Genomic DNA, 22,458 nt, shown 5'->3' on the forward strand with positions numbered 1-22,458 from the left:
TACAAAAATGAATTCTTTCATTTTTGTAGAAAATTGATATCGGAAAAACTTAAAATGAAATACTGATTGTTCAAGAAAGTGGTGTTTCCCCCTTTTCCTTGCCAATTTATGTTATAATTTTTTCTAACTGTGAAAATTGTGAAAGAACTTGGTTTTGCCAAGTTTAAAGATAGGATGGGGATTTATGTTAAAACGTTTTTTTAGTTATTATCGTCCGTATAAAAAATTATTTATTTTGGACTTTACTTGTGCGGTAATTGCTGGAGTTTTAGAGTTGGCTTTTCCGGTGGTGGTTAATCAGGTGATTGACACGATTATGCCGCAAGGGAATTTTCGTTTAGTGGCTTTGGTGGCTTTCGGCTTGTTTGGTTTTTATATTTTAAATACTATTCTGCAATATATTGTGGTTTTCTATGGTCATAAGCTGGGAGTTAATATGGAAACTGATATGCGCCGCGAGTTGTATCAGCATTTACAAACGCAACCTTTTGAATATTATGATAATCAAAAGACCGGCAAGTTAATTAGCCGCTTAACGACGGATTTATTTGAAATTTCAGAAGTCGCCCATCATGGACCGGAAGATATCTTTATTACGATTATGACGCTGTTAGGTTCGTTTTTATTGATGATGAGAATGCACGTTAAGCTAGCTTTAGCAACTTCTATTTTGGTTCCCTTTATCACAATTGCCTTGGTTTTCTTTAATAAAAAAATGACTAAAGTCAACACGCAAATTTACGATAATTTAGGAGAATTTAATTCAGGAATTGAAGCGACGGTTAGCGGCATTCGTGTGACGCAATCTTTTGCCAATGAAAAATTTGAACAAAAACGTTTTGAAAAGTTAAATCAAATGTATCGCCAATCAAAAATTTTATTTTATAAAATTATGGGGTATAGTTCTTCTTTTAACTATTTAATGATTCGCTTAATTAATTTATTTACCTTAATCTTTGGGGCTTATTATGTTATTTCAGGAGAAATTACTAGTGGTCAGTTTGTGGCTTTTATTTTATTGGCAAATGTTTTTGTGCGACCGATTGAAAAAGTCAACAATATGATTGAAAGTTATCCTAAAGGAATTGCTGGTTTTAAACGCTTTATTGATGAAATTGACCGACCTTCAACAATTGTTGATGCTGCCGATGCGCAAGTTGTGGAGCACCTAAATGGAGAAATCGTTTATAACCAAGTTTCCTTTGCATATGCTGATTCTAGAAAAGTTTTAAGCAACTTAAATTTAGAAATTCATCAAGGGGAAACCGTCGCCTTTGTTGGTCAAAGCGGTTCTGGGAAAACGACTCTTTGCAATTTATTACCCCGCTTTTATGAAGTGACTGAAGGGAAAATCACGATTGATGGCATCAATATTAAAGAGATGACGTTGGCTTCTTTGCGAAGTCAAATCGGGACTGTTCAGCAAGATGTCTTTTTATTTCCTGGCAGTATTCGTGAAAATATTGCTTACGGTAAATTAGATGCGACAGAATCGGAAATCTTGCAAGCAGTGAAATTAGCCCATTTAGAAGCGGTTATTGAAAATATGAGTGAAGGTTTAGATACCGTAATTGGTGAGCGTGGCGTGAAATTATCTGGTGGTCAAAAGCAACGAGTGGCGATTGCCCGCATGTTTTTAAAAAATCCACCGATTCTAATTTTAGATGAAGCTACTTCAGCTTTAGATACAGAAACAGAACAAGTCATTCAAGAGTCTTTAAATTCCTTAGCAGCAGGCAGAACGACTTTAATTATTGCTCATCGTTTAGCGACGATTAAACATGCCACGCGGATTATTGTAGTGAGTGAAGCGGGGATTCTGGAAGAAGGCACTCATGAAGAATTAATGGCTAAAAAAGGACACTACCGTAAATTGTATGATGCCCAGTTTCGTTTCAGTTAATTTTTAATTTGCTATGAAAGTTAGCGATTGATAAACAGATTTTACTAAATAATAATACAGTTTTTTTACTATTGTATAGGTAAAAAGGGTGGCTTATAAAAATTCTGGTTTTGCTATTTTTTAGAAAAAGAGATGAACAAATTTAAGCCTTTAACTGCTTTTTTTAGAAAAAATAATTATTTAATAGGCTAGCTTTTATGGCCTATTTTAGGTATAATAACAACAGACGCCAAAACAGCGAAAGTTGTTTGGAAAAGTAATAGGATTCACGAAAAGGGAGTGAAGTACGATGTTAACTTTGTTTACATCTCCTAGTTGTACCTCTTGTCGCAAAGCACGTGCTTGGCTGCAAGAACATGAGATTCCTTTTGTTGAGAGAAATGTTTTTTCCGACCCTTTAGATATTGATGAGTTGACTCATATTTTGACAATGACTGAGAATGGTACTGAGGACATTATTTCTACTCGTTCTAAAGTTTTTCAAAAACTGAAAGTAAATCTTGATGATTTACCTTTAAAAGAACTATTGAAACTCGTTCAAGAAAACCCAGGACTATTAAGAAGACCGCTTTTAGTTGATGATAAGAAGTTACAAGTTGGCTTCAATGAAGATGAAATTCGTCGCTTTTTACCTAGAGACGTTAGACAGATGGAGTTGCGTCGAGCACAATTGATGGCAGGCTTATAATTAGGCATGAATGATAGATAAATTAAACCTCGCTAACTTGGCGAGGTTTTTTGCTAGCTTGTTTTGAATCTTTGTAACTCTTGTGAAAGGGGCGGTTAAGTTTCTTAACATTTCTTATTTTTTACTTTACTTTTATAGTCTTTAGGCTACAATTAAGCTATAGTTTATTATCCTTTCCAAAAGCGAGGTGTTGAAAGATGGAAATGGAACATATTAATGAAAATACTATTCGGGTGGTTATTCGCAGCGACGATTTAGCAGCTCGCGGGGTTACTTTTTTAGATTTATTAGGCAGCCAACGAGATATTGAAAATTTTTTCTATTCAATTTTGGAAGAAGTTGATATTGAAGAAGAATTTCAAGGCAGTGAAAGTGTTGTTTTCCAAGTGATGCCAAAAGGTGATGGCATTGAACTATTTATTAGTAAAAATCCTCACGGGGAAGATTTAAATAGCTTTGAAGCAGGCGAGAATTTCAAAAATGATATTGCTGAATATTTGAAAAATCAATTTGGCACAGTTAATGAAGAAGAGGCAGAGGTCGAGCCAGAAACTTTTTCTAAATTAGCTAATATGTATGTTTTTGAATTTTACGATTTTGAAGATTTGATTCAAATGGCACAAGAATTGGATTTAGAGGCTGTTTGGACCAATGTTTATTCTTTTGAAGAGCAGTACTTCTTACAACTGACTTTCTTAGAAGAAGAGCTTGTTTTGGAAACACAAGAAACCACGTTAGCGAGAATTTTGGAGTTTGCTGATTTTTCAACGGTTACGCCAGAATTTTTAACAGAATATGGTCATTTAATTATGGAGCGGACAGCTTTAGAGCAGTTGCGACATTATTTTAAGTAAGCAAATAGCAATTAAGAAAAGCGGTTTGAAGGATTAAGGAAAAACTTAATGTTTCAGCCGCTTTTTTGCGTACTCTTTTTTAAAGGGAGTGAGCAGATGTTAATTGCTGAAACAACGAGTGGTGAAATTATTAATTTGCTAGATTTTTCTGGAAGGCAAGAGCTTTTGCAAGGGCAATTTTATTGTCCAACTTGTCATAGTCCGTTAATTTTTAAAAATGGCAAAATCAAAATGCCCCATTTCGCTCATTATCCCCAAGCAGATTGCCATAGTTTTAGTGAAGGAGAAACGTTGGAACATTTGATAGGGAAACGTTTGTTTTACCAGTGGGGAGCAGGGGCGGCACTTTTAGAAGCAGCCTTACCTGATTTACCTCAGCGACCAGATTTGTTATTTCCTCAGCGCTTAGTGATTGAGTTTCAGTGTTCACCTTTAAGCAGTCAACGCCTGCAAGAACGGGTCGCAGGTTACCACGCTAAAAAATATCAGCAGTGGTGGTTATTAGGGGGACGTTTGGCAGCTGCAAATAAATTAACCCCATTAACCCGCAATTTTTGCTATTTTAATCAACGTTTAGGCTTTCATTTTTGGCAACTGCTCTGTCAAAGAAAACAGGTGATTTTGTATTATCATCTGCAAGAATTATGGCAACATCAACAACTTGCTGAAAAAGTTGTCTTTTCTTTTGAAAAAGAATCTTTAAACAGTGTGTTGCAGTTTCTACAAACTTTTCAGCCAAAGCATCGTTGGTCTTATCAGCAAGGCTTAACCACGGCTTATCAGCAACAACTAATGAAAAAATTAGGCTTGAGAGATAAGAAAATTTTGACGATTCAAGGTTTGCTATATCAGCGACAAGGGCATTTATTACAATTGCCGGCTATTTTATATAGCAGCAGTCAGTTTTATTTATACTTTGGCGACTGGCTTTTGTATTTTCGTTTTTTGATTTATCAATTATTTTTGAAAAAAGCTGGACATTCTCTTAAAAGTTTATATCAACTTTTTTTAGCAGAAGTTGAGCCCTTTTCGGAAGCCAGTCATTTTCCTTTAGTAAATCAGCAATTAGTCTGGGCTTGTTTTTTCACAGAAACTTGGTTGTTATTAACGACAGGAGCGAAAAACCAAGGAAAACTAGACAATATTTATCAGCTTCCTTTAAAAAATATGGTAAGATAAAGCTAAAGTTATTTTCCTTTATTCTGTATCAAACAGAAAGGTTAAAATTTTTATAGGATTGGAGTGTTTCACCATGTCAGAACCAAAACAATTACCATTACGTTCAGAAGTTCCCGAAGCTTCAACTTGGGACTTAACCACCATTTTTGCTAGTGATGCCGCTTTTGATGAAAGCTTTGCTGCTTTGGCAGAAGAAATCAAATCTGCTAAAGATTATCAAGGAACCTTAGCTGAAGGCCCACAAGCATTTCTAGCAGCAATTGAGTATTTACTAAAAATTTATCGTCAGATTGAATCTTTGTATGTATACACGCATTTAAAGAATGACCAAGATACCGCTGATGCTACTTATCAAGGACTATACGCGCGAGCTAGCAGTTTATACGCCCAAGTGAGTGAAAGCTTAGCTTGGTTTGAACCAGAAGTTTTAACGCTATCTGATGAAAAGATTTGGGGTTATTTTACGGAAGAGCCTAAATTAGAAATGTATCGTCATTTTGTAAAACAAATGGTGGACAATCGTCCTCATGTGCTTTCGGCTGAACAAGAAGCTTTATTAGCCGGTGCTGGTGAAATTTTTGGAGCAGCTGGCGATATTTTCTCAGTATTAAATAATGCCGATTTGAAATTCCCTGTAATTGAAGATGAAAATGGCGAAAAAGTGCAACTTTCTCACGGGGTATATGGTCAGTTAGTTGAAAGTACCGATCCTAAAGTTCGTGAAAACGCCTTTAAAGCTTTATACGGCGTGTATGATCAATTTAAAAATACTTTTGCCAGCACTTTATCAACGAATGTTAAAAAGCATAATTATCAAGCGAAAGTCCATAACTATCCGTCTGCGCGGGCGGCAGCTTTAAGTGGCAACCATATTCCAGAAAGTGTTTATGATACTTTAGTGACGGTTGTTAATAAAAATCTACCTTTATTGCATCGCTATATCGCTTTAAGAAAACGTCTTTTAAAACTAGATGAGTTGCATATGTATGATTTATACACACCAATTTTAGGTGAAGTGGGTATTAGTTATTCTTATGAAGAAGCGGCTGAAAAAATGAAGCTAGTTTTACAACCATTAGGGGCGGAATATTTAGAAGTGGTTGAAACTGCTTTGAAGAGCCGTTGGATTGATGTGGTTGAAAATCAAGGGAAACGCAGTGGTGCGTATTCTTCCGGCGCTTATGATACAGCGCCATACATTTTAATGAACTGGAACGACCGTTTAGATCAATTGTATACACTAGTTCATGAAATGGGCCATAGTGTGCATAGCTATTTCACAAGAAACAATCAGCCATATGTTTACGGTGACTATTCAATTTTCTTAGCAGAAATTGCTTCAACAACTAATGAAAATATTTTAACCGAATATTTACTGCAAACAGAAACTGATCCAAAAGTGAGAGCCTATGTCTTAAATCATTATTTAGATGGCTTTAAAGGCACGATTTTCCGGCAAACTCAATTTGCGGAATTTGAATATTTCATTCATAAAGAAGATGCCAAAGGAGTACCTTTAACGAGCGAATATTTAAGTGAAAGTTATGGTAAATTAAACACTAAATATTACGGTCCAGATGTGGTTGAAGACCCAGAAATTAAATTAGAGTGGAGCCGGATTCCTCATTTCTACTATAATTATTACGTTTATCAATATGCCACTGGTTTTTCTGCGGCATCAGCTTTATCTAAAAAAATTCTGACTAAAGAGCCGCAAGCGTTAGAGAATTATTTGAATTACTTAAAAGCTGGTAGCAGTGACTACCCAATTGAAGTTATGAAAAAAGCCGGTGTCGATATGACTCAAGCCGCTTATATTGAAGATGCCATGAGCGTCTTTGAAACTCGCTTAAACGAATTAGAAGCTTTAGTTGCTGAATTAGAAGCTTAACAATAACTAAGAAAGCACGCCAGAAAAGTTATTTTCACTTTTCTGACGTGCTTTTTAATGATTTAATTTTCTTTTTCGAGCTCGCTGTCTTTGGCGCTGTTTCAGCATTTGTTGTTTTAAATGCCAACAATACAACCAGAAGATAGCATTACAAATAATAAATAAGCATAAGCCGATTTTAAAGCCTTGGGGTAAAAATTTAAATTCCACTTGATGGCGCCCCGCCGGAATAGGAATACTTAAAAAAGCATCTTCAAAAGGAACAATTTCTACTTTTTTACCATCCACATAAGCTTGCCAGCCTTGGTCATAAGGAATGGTTGTTAAAAGCACTTGTTTTTGTGGTGTTTCAACCGTAGTAGTGACTTTGCGACCGGGATTTTCTGCAATCGTAAGTCCTTGGCTATTAATCGCATCCATTGCAGCTTGATAAGCTACTGTATCTAAGGCCAAAACTTTTGGTTTCAGCAAAGTGATAGAAGGTGTGCCATAAAAGCTGACAGTAAATTCAACGGTCGTTTGTTCAGCGTAATAACCTAAATTATAATATTGACCAGTAATGTTGATTTGTGATTTTTGACTTTCGCCATTGACTGACACAGTAGCAGTAGAACTTTTTAATTCGCCAAAATCAGTAGGGAAAAGACTGATATAAGCTTGCGTGTGGGCTGGTACGACAACTTCCCAGCTGATATCTTTGGCAATGTTGCCCTCTAATTCTTTGTAAGTAACATTAGCCACTGTTTCAATGACTTCGGTATTATTGGTTTCAATAATATAAGGTTCGTAAAAAGTATAGTAATTTAAATCTAAGCCCGCTACCGTGTTAATCAAATCGGTTTGAGTGCCTAAATTATCATTAGGCAATTCTGCAAGTTGATAAATATGTTCGCTAGTTAAAAAGGCTAACGGCAAAGCGGCTTGGTTTTGATATAAATTGTAAGTGTTGGCACTATCAATTTTATTAAAACCATATTTGCTAATATCATCTTGACTAATATTATATTTAAAACCGAAAAAGCTATCCATTAACAAAGTATTGTTAGCATAACGCATATTTAAGTTAGTTCCTCGCGAACGAAAACCTAGCTGATTCAAATAGCTAGAAGAATTACGATTACGAATGGAAGAGAAAAAACTCAAACCGTTATAACCGTAGTTCAAACTGTCGTTGGAAGAAACCGGATTTAGATTTTCTAAGCGGAAAAACTCATCTTCTTCCTGCTGAGCCGTGGTGACTAATTGTTTAATATCAGGATAAGGCTCAGTAAACAAGCTACGGGAAGCATAATTCCAGTCATCTAAAATCCCTTGAATCATGGAATTAGTATTAATAAAAGCTTCTGCCGTCATAAATAACAAGAGTAAAGCAGTCATTTTTTTCAAAGAAAGAACTTTTATTTGATAAAGGCTAAAAGTAGCAAAATAGAGTAGCAGAAAAGCAATCGTTAAAATAAAAGAAAAGAGACTAACATAAGGATATTGATTTTTAGCAACACCATAAACAATACAGAATATAGCCGCCACCAATAAAATAAAAGGACGAAGACTAAAAGCTTTTAAAACATTGACGACTTCTAAGGCGTAACCAGCTAATAAAACAACTAAAAAGGAAAACAAATAAGCATAGCGGAATAAAAACATATTTGGCGCATGCATTCCGTGCCAAAAGAGATTTAAAGGATTTAAATAGAAGCTAGCAATTAAAATAGCAAACAAGCTAGCAAAAGCTAATTTATTACGCCAAGCAATTTTCTTAGTGACGAAGTAAAATAAGCAAAGCACAAAAGGCAGTAAACCAACATAAATAAAGGGGATTGAGCCATATTTTGTAGTATCGTAAACGCCAATCATGTTTTTCATGATGATATCCCAAACGTTAGTGGCAGCCGTTTTTAAAGTGCTGACATCTGATAAGGTTTCGCCATTATTTCGTAAATCTAAAACTGTTGGCAAAATGATAACCATGGAAGCGCCAGTTGCTAAAAGGGCTGTCAAACTATAGCGAAAGATACTATGACGGTGTTTTTTCCAATTGCTAAATAAGCGAGCCAAATAATAAAGACCTGAAAAAATGGCTACCATAAAACCCATATAAAAATTGGAAGTAAATAATAGTAAATAGCTGATAAACAACAGCGTCGGTCGTTTTTTCGCCAACACTTGATTGATGCCTAAAATGACTAAGGGTAAATAAATAAAGGCATCTGACCACATGATTAATTCTGAATGGGCGGTTGCAAAAGACATTAAGGCATAAGCGACCGATAAAGCGGTTTGCTGCCAAGGGGGAATTTTAAAAGTTCGTTTGGCTAAATGATAAAAAGCTAAACCTGCCAAAGCGATTTTAATAATCGTAATAAAATAAAGAGCATCAGGCATCCATTGATTAGGAAAAAGGAAAACTAAAAAAGTAAAAGCCCCACCTAAATAATAAGAAACTAACGCCAAATAATTTAAACCTAAAGCGGCTGTCCAAGTATAAAAGATATTTTGCTGTCCACTTAAAACATTGCGAAAGCTAGCGTAGAAATTTGAAAACTGTGAAAAAGCATCACTTGCCAAAATACTACGGCTACTGCCGGGATAAATCCCTGTAAGCAAGTAGACGATAATCATCACTAAAAGGGGAATCAAGAAACTAGCTAACATGGGCCAGTCGGCTTTTTTTATGGAAAAAAAGTTTTTAAGCTTCATTGTAATTTCAGCACCTGATTTCTGGAAATTTTTAACTGGTTATTAGTTTACCATATCCTCGCTGGTTTATAAAATCGCATCAGCTTAAAAAAAGGCAAAAAAAAGAAACTGTCAGATGCATTTAAACAATGCAACTGCAGCTTCTGGATTCATCTTGTCGTTTTAATTAAAATTAAACACGCTCAACTTTTCCTGATTTCAAAGCACGAGTTGACACCCAAACTTTTTTAGGTTTTCCGTCGATTAATACGCGAACTTTTTGTAAGTTAGGTTTAACTGTACGTTTTGTTGCGTTCATAGCGTGAGAGCGGTTATTGCCGCTTTGAGTTTTACGACCTGTAAAGTAACAAACTTTAGCCATTAATTTTTTCCTCCTTTGCCTTGATGTTGGAGCGTATTCTTTAGCTCATACTAAAATAATTTATCATAAACTGTTACTTTTAGCAAGAATTTTTTTCGTAAATAATTGACTTTCTTGCCGAAAGCGTGTAAATTATACGAAGTTATCAGATATAATTAAGGGAACTTTCTTTTATTTGAATTGTTGCTATGATAAAATAAACTAAGTAGCGTTTGCTTGTTCGTAAAAGCAAATAGTAGATTTAATAACTCTTGAGATGATGAAGTCCTTTATCGTGCAAGAAATGATTATTTAATATGAATAAGGAGGCACAAAATTATGGCTGTGAAAATTAAAACTGCAGCAGGTACAATCGAAATCACAAATGAAGTTATTGCAACTGTCGTTGGCGGTGCAGCAACTGATGTTTTTGGGATTGTTGGTATGGCTAGCAAAAACCAAATTAAAGATAACTTTAACGAAATCTTAAGAAAAGAAAATTATGCCCGTGGTGTAATTGTTCGTCAAGAAGAAAATGGCGTAGCGGTAGATGTATATACAATAGTAAGTTATGGTACAAAAATTTCTGAAGTTTCTCGTAACGTACAAGAAAAAGTGAAATATAATTTAGAAAATTTATTAGGTGTTACCGCTAATTCAGTTAATGTTTTTGTTCAAGGTGTACGCGTTTTACCAGACTAAAGAAATAGTCAGGATATATTTATCAAACTAATTTTTCAAAAGAAAAATTAACACTATGAAATGAACTAGGATGTCAGTTCGACTTAACCCCAAAAAATAAACTAGTCGAATGATATACGTGGTGAAGATAAAACTAATTTTTCGAAGGAAAAATTAATACTATGAAATGAACTAGGAGGAAAATTCCAAGTGAGTGTTACAAAAATTAGCGGTGGTCAGTTTCAAGAAATGGTTCAGGCCGGTGCACAACGTTTACAAGTAAATGCAGAATATGTTAATTCATTAAATGTTTTCCCAGTGCCAGATGGCGATACTGGAACAAATATGAATTTATCAATGACTAGTGGTGCGAAAGCAGTAGCTGATTCAGCTTCTCAAAAAGTGGGAGAATTAGCAACGATTCTTTCAAAAGGTTTATTGATGGGTGCCCGTGGAAATTCTGGCGTTATTTTATCACAATTATTTAGAGGATTCTCGAAAGAAATCCCTGAAATTGAATTTTTAGATGCTAAAACTTTAGCAGCCGCTTTTACCCATGGTGTTGAAACAGCTTATAAAGCTGTGATGAAACCAGTTGAAGGCACAATTTTAACAGTTGCCAGAGAAGGTGCTAAAGCCGGAAATCGTAAAGCGCAACAAAGTGATGACTGTGTTGAAGTTTTGACTGCTGTAGTTGAAGGTGCCAAAAAAGCTTTAGCCAATACCCCTAACTTATTGCCTGTTTTAAAAGAAGTCGGCGTTGTTGATAGTGGTGGCCAAGGTTTGCTTTATATTTATGAAGGATTCTTATTTGCTTTAAATGGTGAATATGAAGCCGGCGTTGATTTTGAAGCAACACCAGCTGTTATGGATGAAATGATTAATGCAGAGCATCATCGTAGTGTGCAAGGTCAATTAGCAACTGAAGATATCACTTTTGGTTACTGTACTGAAATCATGGTGAAAATTGGCGAAGGCCCAACAGTTGATAGCAAATTTGACTATGACACTTTCCGTAATTATTTAAATGAACTTGGTGATTCATTATTAGTTGTTAATGATGATGAAATTATCAAAGTCCATGTTCATACTGAGCATCCAGGTGAAGTTATGAATTATGGTCAGAAATTTGGCTCATTAATCAAGATTAAAGTTGATAACATGCGTTTACAACATGAAACAATTCTTGAACATGATCAACAACCAGCTGCTCCTGTAGCACCAAAAGCCCGCAAAGCTTTTGCGATTATTGCAATTGCTGCCGGTGAAGGTGTTCAAAAACTATTTACTAGCTTAGGTGCTGATTATGTAATTAGTGGCGGACAAACAATGAATCCTAGTACCGAAGATATTTTGAAAGCAATCAACGAAGTGAATGCTGATCAAATTATTCTTTTACCTAATAATAAAAATATTTTCATGGCGGCGGATCAAGCAGCTGAAGTTGCTGAGATGCCAGTAGTGGTAGTTCCTTCTAAAACAATCTCTCAAGGGATGACAGCGATGTTGGCCTTTAACGATCAAGCAACTTTAGAAGAAAATAAAAATGCCATGATTGAATTAATGGCAACCGTTGTGAGTGGTCAAGTCACTCATGCGATTCGCGACACTGCCATTGATGGCGTAGAAATTACTGAAGGTGATTTCTTAGGCATGATTGATGGCAAAATCATTTTATCAAAAGCTGATTTATTTGAAACAGCCTTTGAAACCCTAGAAAAAATGATTGGTGAAGATACAGAAATCATTACCATCATTCACGGTGAAGGTGGTTCCCAAGCGCAAGCCGAAGAATTAGCAGCCGCTTTAGAAGAAAAACATGCTGATTTAGAATTAGAGATTCATGCCGGCGAACAGCCTGTATATCCCTACTTATTCTCAGCAGAGTAATAAAAAATATTGAGGCTAGAACATTAACTTTCTTTTAGAGGCTCAGGCACTATGGGAATTTGCGGATGTTCTAGCTTTTCAGTTTCCTAAGCCTGTGATGCTAGTTGTTTGCCGTTGTTTTTTTACAAGCGAGCTAACAATTATTCTGCAGGCTTTTGTCAATTTTATAAAAAAATTAGTGAAAGGAAGATAAGTTATGCCGAGTTTATCTGATAGCGTTAGTGTTTTAGCTGGTGTGGGACCGAAAAGAGCTGAAAATTTAGCCAGTTTAGGAATTATCACCATTGAAGATTTGCTGACTTATTATCCTTTTCGCTATGAGGATATTCAAGAAAAAAATTTATTAGAGATTCAAGATCAAGAAAAAGTGACTTTAAAGGGGATTGTCGTCTCTGAACCGGTGGTTACTCGCTATGGTTATAAAAAAAGTCGTTTACAATTTCGCTTAATGCAAGACCATGATGTGTTCAATGTTTCTTTTTTTAATCAGCCTTATTTAAAAGATAAAGTTGTTTTATCAGAAGAAATTGCAATTTATGGCAAGTGGGATGCTAAGCGTAAAGCTTTAACTGGTATGAAAATTTTAGGTAGTAAGTCGGCGGAAGATTTTGCGCCAATTTATCATGTAAGTAAAGCGATTCGCCAAAGCACGCTAGTTGATTTAATTAAAGTAGCGCTGCCTTTATATCAAGAAGAAATTGTTGAAATTTTACCTGATTTTTTATTAGAGAAATATCGTTTGATTTCTCGCGAAGCAGCGATTGTGGCTATGCATTTTCCTAAAAATAATGAAGAAAGCCATCAAGCGAAACGACGAGTGGTTTTTGAAGAATTTTTCTTATTTCAAATGCGAATTCAAGGTTTGAAAGCAACTGAAAAATCAGAGATTAATGGCATTCCGGTTTTATATGATGTGCCCCAACTGAAAAATTTTATTAGCCAACTGCCTTTTGAATTAACCGCTGCCCAAAAAAAAGTAACCAATGAAATTTGTCGGGACTTACGCAACCCTAAACATATGCAGCGCTTGTTGCAAGGGGATGTGGGGAGCGGCAAAACTGTGGTTGCGGCGATTGCTTTATATGCCGTGGTAACGGCTGGTTTCCAAGGGGCTTTAATGGTGCCGACGGAGATTTTAGCGCAACAGCACATGGAAAGTTTAAGTCAGCTGATTCAGCCTTTTGATGTGCGGATTGCTTTATTAACCGGTTCTACGAAAACAAAAGAGCGGCGGGAGCTTTTAGCTCAGTTAGCTAGTGGTGAATTAGATTTAGTAGTGGGAACCCACGCTTTGATTCAAGAAGATGTACAGTTTAATCGGTTAGGTTTAGTGATTACCGATGAGCAACACCGCTTTGGTGTGAATCAACGGAAAGTTTTACGGGAGAAAGGGCAACAGCCAGATGTGCTCTTTATGACCGCTACGCCAATTCCGCGAACATTAGCGATTACCGTTTATGGGGAAATGGATGTTTCGATTATTGATGAACTACCAGCTGGTCGGATTCCCGTTGAAACTCGCTGGGTGCGGCATCCACAATTAAATAATGTTTTAGATTGGACGAAAGCAGAATTGCAAGCCGGTCATCAAATGTATGTGATTTGTCCTTTAATCGAAGAATCCGAAGCGCTAGATGTGAAAAATGCCACGGAGATTTTTGAAAAATTGCAAAGTTTTTATGGTACTGATTATCAAGTGGGCCTATTACACGGCAAAATGAAAAATCAGGAAAAAGAAGCGATTATGCAAGAGTTTAAAGAACAAGAGTTACAGATTTTAGTTTCCACCACCGTAATTGAAGTCGGGGTGAACGTTCCTAATGCCACTGTGATGCTGATTATGGATGCCGACCGCTTTGGTTTAGCCCAGTTGCATCAATTGCGTGGCCGTGTAGGGCGGGGAGCAGAAGCTTCTTATTGCATTTTGGTAGCCAACCCGAAAAATGAAATGGGCGTCGAGCGCATGAAAATCATGACTGAAACCAATAATGGTTTTGTTTTAAGTGAAAAAGATTTAGAATTAAGAGGCCCAGGTGAAGTTTTTGGTTTTCGCCAATCAGGAGTGCCGCAATTTTTAGTGGGGGACTTAGTCAATGATTTTAATGTGTTAGAAGTTGCCCGTGAAGAAGCTGAAAAAATTTGGCAGGATTCAAGCTGGCAAGTTTTACCAGAATATAGTAGTCTAGTAGAGACATTAAAATTAGATCAAACCGAAAGTCGCTTTTTTGATTAGTGGTAAAAAGCACTTGAAGATAGCACAAGGAGGATACATTTAATTATGACAATGAGAATTGCTGTAGATGCGATGGGTGGCGACAACGCCCCACAAGCAATTGTAGAAGGCGTGATGCTTGCTCAAAAAGATTTTCCAGAGATTGAATTTCAATTATATGGTAAAGAAGCTGAAATCAAAAAATATTTAACCAATGAAAAAAATATTAAAATCATTCACACGGATGAAAAAATCGCCAGTGATGATGAGCCAGTTAAAGCGATTCGTCGCAAAAAAACAGCTTCGATGGTTTTAGCGGCCCAAGCGGTCAAAAACGGCGAAGCCGATGCGATTTTTTCAGCTGGGAATACAGGCGCTTTGTTAGCAGCTGGGTTATTTATCGTTGGTCGTATTAAACAAGTAGAACGACCTGGTTTAATGACGACTTTACCAGTGATTGGTCAGCCAGATGGTGGCTTTGATATGTTGGATTTAGGGGCTAATGCTGAAAATAAAGCGGAGCATTTATTGCAATACGGTATTTTAGGCTCTTTTTACGCAGAAAAAGTTCGGAATATCAGTCAACCAAAAGTCGGTTTACTCAATAATGGTACCGAAGCAAGCAAAGGTAGCGAGGTTACGAAAAAAGCTTATGAATTATTAAGCGCCGAAGCGAGCTTGAATTTTATTGGTAACGTAGAAGCGCGAGATTTATTAAGCGGAGTCTGTGATGTGGTAGTTACGGATGGCTTTACTGGTAATGCAGTTTTGAAATCAATTGAAGGCACAGCTTTAGGAATTATGGGCTTGTTAAAAAAATCAATTTCAGATCAAGGTTTAACTGGTAAATTAGGAGCATTGCTATTAAAAGATTCTTTACGGAATATTAAAAATGAAATGGATTATTCTTCTCATGGGGGCGCAGTTTTATTTGGCTTGAAAGCGCCAGTGATTAAAACCCATGGAGCAACTGGTCCAGAAGCGGTCCGCTATACGATTCGCCAAATCCATACAATGTTAGAAACTGACGTTGTGGGCCAATTAGTTGAATATTTTGCGGAACAAGAGGCATAAGTTTAGCTAAGAAAAAAATATTTCAAGTCTTTTACTCAAAAAGACTAAAACAATCACTGGGAAAGCTTTAAAAAAAGCTAGACAAGTAATTGCTTTGTAAGTAAAATAAAAGATGGCACTTGAGAAAAGTGGTTAAGGATAATTGGAGGTGAGATCCAGATGACACGGGAAGAAGTATTTAGCAAAGTCGCAAATATTATTGCCAAACATTTTGACATGGAAGTTGAAAAAATTACGGATCAAATCAGTATCAAAGATGACCTGAACGCAGATTCAATCAGTGTTATGGAATTTGTTTTGGAACTTGAAGATGAGTTCGGAACTGAAATTTCTGATGAAGATGCAGAAAAAATTGAAACAGTCGGTGCAGCAGTCGATTATATCACTGGTAATTTGTAAAAAAAATTTTTATGAAATGAGAACTTACAAACAACTTTTCTTTTTGAAAAAATGTTTGTAAGTTTATTTTTTCGCCTTGAAAAAGAGGGTTACTTGATTTTTTCAAGGAATCAGAGATTATCCGAAATGAAGTGTTTCAAAAAAAGGCAAAAAACAGTATAATAGATAGAGCTATGGCGTTAACTTAGCGAGTATGCAAATCTTTAAAAAAGGAATGTGGCAAATGAATAATCTGTTAGCCAAAGAATTACAAGAGAAATATCAAATTGTCTTTCATAATGTAGATTTATTGGAGCAAGCATTTACCCATTCATCCTATGTGAATGAGCATCGTCATTTAAATTTATCTGATAATGAACGATTAGAATTTTTAGGAGATGCGGTGTTGGAGCTATTAATTTCCAACCATTTATATCACCTGTTCCCTAAATTACCTGAAGGAAAGTTAACTAAATTACGAGCAGCGATTGTTCGGGAAGATAGTCTTTCTAAATTTGCTAAAGAATGTCATTTTGATGTTTATGTGCAATTAGGTAAGGGCGAAGAAAATTCTGGTGGTCGTAATCGACCTGCACTACTTTGTGATTTATTTGAAGCTTTTTTAGGAGCTTTATATTTAGATCAAGGAATTGAAGCTGTCAAAGGCTTTTTAGCCACAGTTGTTTTTCCTAAAGTTGAGAATGGTGCTTTTTCACATGAGATGGATCATAAAACCCGCTTGCAAGAAGTTTTGCAAAAATCAGGGGATGTAACGATTGATTATCAGCTAGTTAAAGAAGTGGGGCCTGCCCATGAGCGGGAATTTTGGTCCGAAGTTTTAGTTGATGGCCAAGTCATCGGTGAAGGCCATGGTAAATCCAAGAAGTTATCAGAACAAGCCGCGGCAGCGAAAGCTTTAGCGGATATTCAAAAATAGCTGTGAGTGTTTAAACAGAGTGTAAAGCCGCTTTTCCAAAGAAAAGGACTTTATTCTCTGCTTGTTGTGTTTTTTAGCGTTGAAACAAGGAAGGAAAGTTTAGTGCATTTAAAACGAATTGAGATAGCTGGCTTTAAATCTTTTGCTGATCGTACAGTAATTGATTTTGAAAATAGTGTGACCGCTGTAGTGGGACCAAACGGAAGTGGTAAAAGTAATATTACTGAAGCGATTCGTTGGGTTTTAGGTGAGCAGTCGGCGAAAAGTTTACGTGGGGGAAAGATGCCCGATATTATTTTTGCGGGTTCAGAATCTCGTAAACCATTAAATATTGCGGAAGTAACGATTATTTTAGATAATAGCGATGCTTATTTACCGCTAGATTTTAGTGAAATCAGCGTGACCCGCCGTTATCGTCGTAGTGGTGAAAGTGATTTTTACATTAATAAGCAAAGTTGTCGTTTAAAAGATATTAATGATTTATTTATGGACTCTGGATTGGGAAAAGAATCTTTTTCAATTATTTCTCAAGGGAAAGTTGAAGCGATTTTTAGCAGTAAACCGGAAGAACGCCGGGGGATTTTTGAAGAAGCTGCCGGAGTTCTAAAGTATAAACAGCGGAAGAAAAAAGCCGAACAAAAGCTTTTTGAAACGGAAGACAATTTAAGTCGTGTGCAAGATATTATTTATGAGCTGGAAGATCAGCTAGCGCCTTTAGAGAAACAAAGCCAAGCTGCTGAACAGTTTTTAACTTTGAAAAAACAACTAACAGAAGTGGATGTTAGCGCCCAAGTGACCGAGATTCAAGAAACTAAAGAACAATGGGATCAACAGGCGGCACTGTTAACTGATTTAAATCAAGAATTAACTAATTTAGTAACGGAAATTCAAGGAAATGAAAGCCGTCTATTTGATTTTCGGCAAAAGCGTAGTCAAGCAGATGAAAAAATCGAAGAATACAATCAACAAATTTTACGCTTAGCAGAAGCGGCTAAACAGGCAGAAGGCCAAAAAGAAGTTCTGTTAGAGCGCTCAAAAAATACTTTGAAAAACACCCAAGAATATCAAGACGCTTTAAGTGAAGCGGAAGAACGAATCGCTAATATTCAAGGAGAAATTCAAACAGTTTCAGAAAAAATTACCGCTAAAAAGCAAGAAATTAACGATTTAGCCGCTGAAGTTGCGGAAACAGAAGCAAGCTTAGTAAAATATCAAAAATCTTCAAAAGAGATTATTGCTGAATTACGTGTGCAATATACTGAAGTTTTACAAGAGCAAGCGCAAACCAACAATGATTTAAAACATTTAGAACGCCAATATCAACAAGAAACAGCTAAAAATCAGCAAACCCTTGAAAAAGCTGAAGAACTTGAAAATAATTTGCAAACTTTAAAAGCAAAATCTGTCGATTTAGCGGAGCAGCATCAAGGAATGGCGACTCAATTACAAGAGCGCCGTCAACAATATGTAGCGATGCAACAGACTTTAGGGAATGCTGAAGCGCAATTTAAAACCGAGCAACAAAGTATGTATCAATTAATGAGCCGCGTGCAACAAGTCCGCGCTCGCCAAAAGAGTTTGCAAGAAATTCATGATAACTATACTGGTTTTTATCAAGGAGTACGTTTAATCCTGCAAAATAAAAATCAGTTAAGTGGTATTTTAGGCGCTGTGGCAGAATTAATTGAAGTACCAACAGAATATACTTTAGCGATCGAAACAGCTTTAGGGGGCGCTGCCCAACATATCGTTGTAGAAAGCGAAAAAGATGCCCGTCAAGGAATTACTTTCTTAAAAGAACGTAAAGGTGGCCGGGGAACTTTCTTACCGCTAACGACGATTAAAGGTCGCTATTTAAATATTAACCATGAAAAGAAAGCTGCTGAAATTCCAGGTTATTTAGGAGTTGCCAGCAAATTAATTAGTTATCCGCAAAATATTGCTAATATTGCCGAAAGCTTATTAGGAAATATTATTATTGCTAAAGATTTAGCTAGCGCCAATCAAATCGCTAAAGCTATTCAATATCAAGCCCGCGTGGTTTCTTTAGAAGGCGACGTTATGAATGCCGGCGGTTCCATGACTGGTGGGGCAACTAAGCGAGGGAATCAAGGTAATTTATTTAGTCAAGGGCAAGAGTTGCAACAATTGACAGATGAATATCAACGCTTAAATCAACAATTAGCGCAAAAAGAACAGCTAGTGAAACAGTTGGAAGAAAAAGTTCGCCAAGCTTCTACGAAATTAGAAGAATTGCGAACAGCAGGCGAGCAAGCCGGCTATCAAGAACAAGAATTAGCCAATCGCTTGAGCAACAGCCAAGAGTCTTTACAACGAGGAGAAAAAGAATTACAACTTTTCCAATATGAATCACGGGAATTACAACGTTTCTTAGAGGAATATCAAGTTGATAAGGAAAAACTAGAGGCGCAAAGACAGCAGTTAGAAACAAATCGTCAAGCAGTAGATGAAGAAATTCAGCTGTTAACTCACGAAAGTGAAAAAGTTGAAGAAATGCGCCAACAATTGTTGGAAACCCGCAATCAACAACAAGCAGCGTTAGGAATTGCGAAAGAGCAAGAAAATCATTTGCAAATTCAATTACAAGGTTTCCACCAACAATTAAGGGAAGCTGAAAATCGCCAAGAAAGTTTACAACGCCAAATTGAAGCCTTAACTAGCGATTCCACTGTTTTTGAAACAAATGAAGAAACTTTAAATAAACAAGTGGCTAATTTGCAAGATGGTTTAACAAACGCCAAAGACGCTTGGCAAGCAGAAAAAGAGCAACGCCAAAGCTTGCAAGAGCAAGTGGATGCGTTAGACCAACAGCTAACAGCCAAAAATAAACAACAAAAAGAATTACTTTCAAAACAAACCCAAATGGAAGTGCAAAAAAATCGTGCTGAAATTCAGTTAGATACCGCTTTAGCTTATTTACAAGAAGAATATAATTTAACTTACGAAGGTGCTTTAGCGCAATATCCATTAACAGCCGATTTAACCGAAGCTAAACGGGAAGTGCGTGAATTAAAACGCCAAATCGAACATTTAGGCCCAGTCAATTTAAATGCGATTGAGCAATATCAACAAGTTTCTGAGCGCTATGAATTTTTAACTAGCCAAAGAGACGATTTATTATCTGCAAAAGATCAACTTTTTGAAACAATGGCCGAAATGGATGAAGAAGTGAAACACCGCTTTAAAGAAGTTTTTGAAGCTATCCGTAGCAAATTCCAAGTCATTTTTCCAAAAATGTTTGGTGGTGGTCGCGCTGAGCTGCGTTTAACTGACCCAACTGATTTATTAAACACCGGCATTGAAATTGAAGCACAACCGCCAGGGAAAAAATTACAAAGTTTAAGCTTATTATCTGGTGGAGAAAGAGCGTTAACGGCGATTGCCTTACTATTTTCAATTATTCAAGTCCGCACCGTACCGTTTTGTGTTTTAGATGAAGTGGAAGCGGCTTTAGATGAAGCTAATGTTGCCCGTTTCGGTCACTATTTAAGCCAATTTCAAAGTGATACACAATTTATCGTTGTCACTCACAGAAAAGGCACTATGGAAGCTGCCAATGTTTTATATGGGGTAACCATGCAAGAATCTGGCGTTTCAAAAATCGTTTCTGTTCGACTGGAAGATGTTTCTGATGATGGCAGAATCGCAATTTCATAAAGAAAAGGCGAAGAGCGCTAGCTCACGCAACTAGACAAAAAGAAAAGCGGAGTGACTTGCTCTACCCTTGAATAAAATGAAAAACAAAGAACTAAATAAGGAGTTGAAACATGATTAAATTGGTTGCAATTGATTTAGATGGTACCTTATTAAATAATCAAAAAGAAATCTCCCCCCGTAACAAAACCGCTTTATTAAAAGCCAAAGCTGCTGGGGTGAAAGTCGTAATTTGTACAGGGCGCCCCCTAAAGGCGATTGATTTGTATTTACAAGAGTTAAATTTGGAAGAAGCTGGCGATTACAGCATTACTTTTAACGGTGGTTTGGTTCAAAAAAACGACACTGGTGAAATCATGGCTAAGGCTGCTTTAACTACGCAAGATGTTTTAGATTTATATCAATTAGGAATGCAGTTAGATTTACCAATTGATGTGGTTTCTGAAGGCACAGTTTACCAATTGCCTTCTTCTGCAAAAAATAAATCAATTTATAACGTGCTAAATGGCTTATTAACTTTTAAAGAGTTAGCGGTAACTGAAATTACGGAGGAAAAGCTGTATAATAAAGTTGTTTCAGCTTTTACGCCAGCAGTTTTAGATGAACAAATTCCTAAAATTCCCCAAAGTTATCAGGAGCGTTTTGAAATTATTAAAACCCGCGATTGCTTATTGGAATTTATGCCAAAAGGCGTAACTAAAGCTTATGGGGTGGATTTGTTAGCCAAAGAATTAGGGATTTCAAAAGCTGAAATTATGACGATTGGTGATGAAGAAAATGATTTGCCAATGATTAAATACGCTGGTTTAGGTGTGGCGATGGCTAACGGGGTTGCCCCGGTTAAAGCCGCCGCTGATTATATCACCAGCAGCAATCAAGAAGATGGGGTAGCTGAAGTTGTCGAGCGTTTTATTTTAGCCCCTTTAGCAAATAACGATTAAAAATGGAGGATGACTATGGGATTTTTTGATAGAGTCAAAAAAGCTTTTACTGGTAAAGAGGAAGAGCAAACACCGGAAGAAGTCGAGGTTCAGCAGAAGTATGAACAAGGTTTAGAGAAAACCCGTAAAACTTTTGGGGAAAGAATGAATGAGCTTTTTGCTAATTTTCGTTCAGTAGATGAAGACTTTTTTGAAGAGTTAGAAGAAACTTTAATCGGAGCGGATGTTGGTTTTGAAACAGCGATTAAAATCACTGAATCTTTACGACAAGAAGTTAAATTGCGGAATGCTAAAAAGCCCGCTGAAGTTCAAAATACGATTATTGAAAAATTAGTTGATTTATACGAATCAGAAGGTGTCGATGAAGTAAACACTTTAAATCTGCAACCGGATGGTTTAACGATTATGCTTTTTGTTGGTGTTAATGGCGTGGGAAAAACCACCAGTATTGGCAAATTAGCTCACGAATACAAACAAGCTGGTAAAAAAGTGCTGTTAGCGGCGGCTGACACGTTCCGGGCTGGCGCAATCGACCAATTAGTCGTTTGGGGCGAAAGAGCCGACGTTGAAGTCGTACGGGGCAATGCCGGTGGCGACCCTGCCGCAGTAGTTTATGATGCAGTAGCCAAAGCTAAAGCAGAAAATGCCGATGTTTTATTGGTGGATACTGCTGGGCGTTTGCAAAATAAAGTCAACTTAATGAATGAGTTAGAAAAAATCAAACGAATTATTCAAAGAGAAGTACCTGATGCCCCACATGAAGTTTTATTAGTGCTAGATGCAACAACTGGGCAAAATGCGATGGTGCAAGCGAAACAGTTTAAAGAAACCACTGATGTTACTGGCTTGGTTTTAACTAAACTAGATGGTACTGCAAAAGGTGGGATTGTTTTAGCCATCCGTAATGAATTACATTTACCAGTGAAATTAGTTGGTTTAGGCGAAGGTATTGATGATTTAGAAGCTTTCAACCCTAATGATTTTGTTATCGGTTTATTTAAAGATTTATTAAATGAAGAAACAGCTTAAAAATTAACGAAAGCAAGTAGCTTAGCTACTTGCTTTTTTGTTTTGATAAAATAATTTTTAAACATAAAACTATTCTTTTTTTCTTCTTT

The 22,458-nt window shown here is 36.5% G+C and carries 16 protein-coding genes; 14 read left to right on the forward strand and 2 right to left on the reverse strand.

Going from position 1 to position 22,458, the window contains the following annotated elements:
- Positions 1 to 184 precede the first annotated feature (184 nt).
- The 5 genes from M2139_RS04220 (at position 185) to pepF (ending at position 6,515) form a co-directional block, all read left to right on the forward strand.
- On the forward strand, positions 185 to 1,903 hold the full coding sequence (locus M2139_RS04220; RefSeq protein ID WP_280737543.1) for an ABC transporter ATP-binding protein: 1,719 nt from the start codon (positions 185 to 187) through the stop codon (positions 1,901 to 1,903).
- 289 nt (positions 1,904 to 2,192) lie between these two features.
- Positions 2,193 to 2,591, forward strand: a complete 399-nt coding sequence (locus M2139_RS04225; protein ID WP_280737542.1) for a Spx/MgsR family RNA polymerase-binding regulatory protein — start codon at positions 2,193 to 2,195, stop codon at positions 2,589 to 2,591.
- Between the two features lie 197 nt (positions 2,592 to 2,788).
- A complete protein-coding gene (locus M2139_RS04230; protein WP_280737541.1) occupies positions 2,789 to 3,445 on the forward strand; it encodes an adaptor protein MecA in 657 nt (218 codons plus the stop codon).
- 96 nt (positions 3,446 to 3,541) lie between these two features.
- On the forward strand, positions 3,542 to 4,624 hold the full coding sequence (locus tag M2139_RS04235; protein ID WP_280737540.1) for a competence protein CoiA family protein: 1,083 nt from the start codon (positions 3,542 to 3,544) through the stop codon (positions 4,622 to 4,624).
- Between the two features lie 73 nt (positions 4,625 to 4,697).
- Positions 4,698 to 6,515 (forward strand): oligoendopeptidase F, encoded by a 1,818-nt coding sequence (gene pepF / locus M2139_RS04240; protein ID WP_280737539.1) that lies wholly within the window; start codon positions 4,698 to 4,700, stop codon positions 6,513 to 6,515.
- Between the two features lie 54 nt (positions 6,516 to 6,569).
- On the opposite strand, the gene M2139_RS04245 is transcribed toward pepF, so the two are convergent.
- Together M2139_RS04245 and rpmB are read right to left on the reverse strand one after the other, a co-directional pair.
- Entirely contained in the window at positions 6,570 to 9,212 is a 2,643-nt protein-coding gene (locus M2139_RS04245) for a YfhO family protein (protein WP_280737538.1), read from the reverse strand.
- Between the two features lie 172 nt (positions 9,213 to 9,384).
- Positions 9,385 to 9,573, reverse strand: a complete 189-nt coding sequence (rpmB, locus tag M2139_RS04250) for a 50S ribosomal protein L28 (protein ID WP_280737537.1) — start codon at positions 9,571 to 9,573, stop codon at positions 9,385 to 9,387.
- A gap of 318 nt (positions 9,574 to 9,891) precedes the next feature.
- Here rpmB and M2139_RS04255 point away from each other — a divergent pair, with 318 nt between their 5' ends.
- From M2139_RS04255 to ftsY, 9 genes are all read left to right on the forward strand, one after another.
- Entirely contained in the window at positions 9,892 to 10,254 is a 363-nt protein-coding gene (locus M2139_RS04255) for an Asp23/Gls24 family envelope stress response protein (RefSeq protein ID WP_280737536.1), read from the forward strand.
- A 189-nt stretch (positions 10,255 to 10,443) separates the two neighbouring features.
- Entirely contained in the window at positions 10,444 to 12,123 is a 1,680-nt protein-coding gene (locus tag M2139_RS04260) for a DAK2 domain-containing protein (protein WP_280737535.1), read from the forward strand.
- Positions 12,124 to 12,319: 196 nt separating this feature from the next.
- Positions 12,320 to 14,356: an ATP-dependent DNA helicase RecG gene (gene recG / locus M2139_RS04265; RefSeq protein WP_280737534.1), complete on the forward strand. Its 2,037-nt coding sequence runs from the start codon at positions 12,320 to 12,322 to the stop codon at positions 14,354 to 14,356.
- 51 nt (positions 14,357 to 14,407) lie between these two features.
- Positions 14,408 to 15,409 (forward strand): phosphate acyltransferase PlsX, encoded by a 1,002-nt coding sequence (gene plsX / locus M2139_RS04270; protein ID WP_280737609.1) that lies wholly within the window; start codon positions 14,408 to 14,410, stop codon positions 15,407 to 15,409.
- 159 nt (positions 15,410 to 15,568) lie between these two features.
- A complete protein-coding gene (acpP, locus tag M2139_RS04275) occupies positions 15,569 to 15,808 on the forward strand; it encodes an acyl carrier protein (RefSeq protein ID WP_280737533.1) in 240 nt (79 codons plus the stop codon).
- A 223-nt stretch (positions 15,809 to 16,031) separates the two neighbouring features.
- Positions 16,032 to 16,724, forward strand: a complete 693-nt coding sequence (gene rnc / locus M2139_RS04280) for a ribonuclease III (RefSeq protein ID WP_280737532.1) — start codon at positions 16,032 to 16,034, stop codon at positions 16,722 to 16,724.
- Between the two features lie 102 nt (positions 16,725 to 16,826).
- Positions 16,827 to 20,402: a chromosome segregation protein SMC gene (smc, locus tag M2139_RS04285; RefSeq protein ID WP_280737531.1), complete on the forward strand. Its 3,576-nt coding sequence runs from the start codon at positions 16,827 to 16,829 to the stop codon at positions 20,400 to 20,402.
- Positions 20,403 to 20,512: 110 nt separating this feature from the next.
- The gene (locus tag M2139_RS04290) at positions 20,513 to 21,340 is read left to right on the forward strand and encodes a Cof-type HAD-IIB family hydrolase (RefSeq protein ID WP_280737530.1); all 828 of its coding nucleotides are present in this window, start codon (positions 20,513 to 20,515) and stop codon (positions 21,338 to 21,340) included.
- Positions 21,341 to 21,355: 15 nt separating this feature from the next.
- Positions 21,356 to 22,369 (forward strand): signal recognition particle-docking protein FtsY, encoded by a 1,014-nt coding sequence (ftsY, locus tag M2139_RS04295; protein WP_280737529.1) that lies wholly within the window; start codon positions 21,356 to 21,358, stop codon positions 22,367 to 22,369.
- The last annotated feature ends 89 nt before the right edge of the window (positions 22,370 to 22,458 follow it).

The sequence above is a fragment of the Enterococcus sp. PF1-24 genome, from assembly GCF_029893325.1.
Lineage (GTDB): Bacteria > Bacillota > Bacilli > Lactobacillales > Enterococcaceae > HY326.

Bases quoted from the DNA above. Each gene is read 5' to 3' on its own strand.
- M2139_RS04220 (WP_280737543.1), top strand. From the start codon at position 185: ATGTTAAAACGTTTTTTTAGTTATTATCGTCCGTATAAAAAATTATTT.
- M2139_RS04225 (WP_280737542.1), top strand. From the start codon at position 2,193: ATGTTAACTTTGTTTACATCTCCTAGTTGTACCTCTTGTCGCAAAGCA.
- M2139_RS04230 (WP_280737541.1), top strand. From the start codon at position 2,789: ATGGAAATGGAACATATTAATGAAAATACTATTCGGGTGGTTATTCGC.
- M2139_RS04235 (WP_280737540.1), top strand. From the start codon at position 3,542: ATGTTAATTGCTGAAACAACGAGTGGTGAAATTATTAATTTGCTAGAT.
- pepF (WP_280737539.1), top strand. From the start codon at position 4,698: ATGTCAGAACCAAAACAATTACCATTACGTTCAGAAGTTCCCGAAGCT.
- M2139_RS04245 (WP_280737538.1), bottom strand. From the start codon at position 9,212: ATGAAGCTTAAAAACTTTTTTTCCATAAAAAAAGCCGACTGGCCCATG.
- rpmB (WP_280737537.1), bottom strand. From the start codon at position 9,573: ATGGCTAAAGTTTGTTACTTTACAGGTCGTAAAACTCAAAGCGGCAAT.
- M2139_RS04255 (WP_280737536.1), top strand. From the start codon at position 9,892: ATGGCTGTGAAAATTAAAACTGCAGCAGGTACAATCGAAATCACAAAT.
- recG (WP_280737534.1), top strand. From the start codon at position 12,320: ATGCCGAGTTTATCTGATAGCGTTAGTGTTTTAGCTGGTGTGGGACCG.
- plsX (WP_280737609.1), top strand. From the start codon at position 14,408: ATGAGAATTGCTGTAGATGCGATGGGTGGCGACAACGCCCCACAAGCA.
- acpP (WP_280737533.1), top strand. From the start codon at position 15,569: ATGACACGGGAAGAAGTATTTAGCAAAGTCGCAAATATTATTGCCAAA.
- rnc (WP_280737532.1), top strand. From the start codon at position 16,032: ATGAATAATCTGTTAGCCAAAGAATTACAAGAGAAATATCAAATTGTC.
- M2139_RS04290 (WP_280737530.1), top strand. From the start codon at position 20,513: ATGATTAAATTGGTTGCAATTGATTTAGATGGTACCTTATTAAATAAT.
- ftsY (WP_280737529.1), top strand. From the start codon at position 21,356: ATGGGATTTTTTGATAGAGTCAAAAAAGCTTTTACTGGTAAAGAGGAA.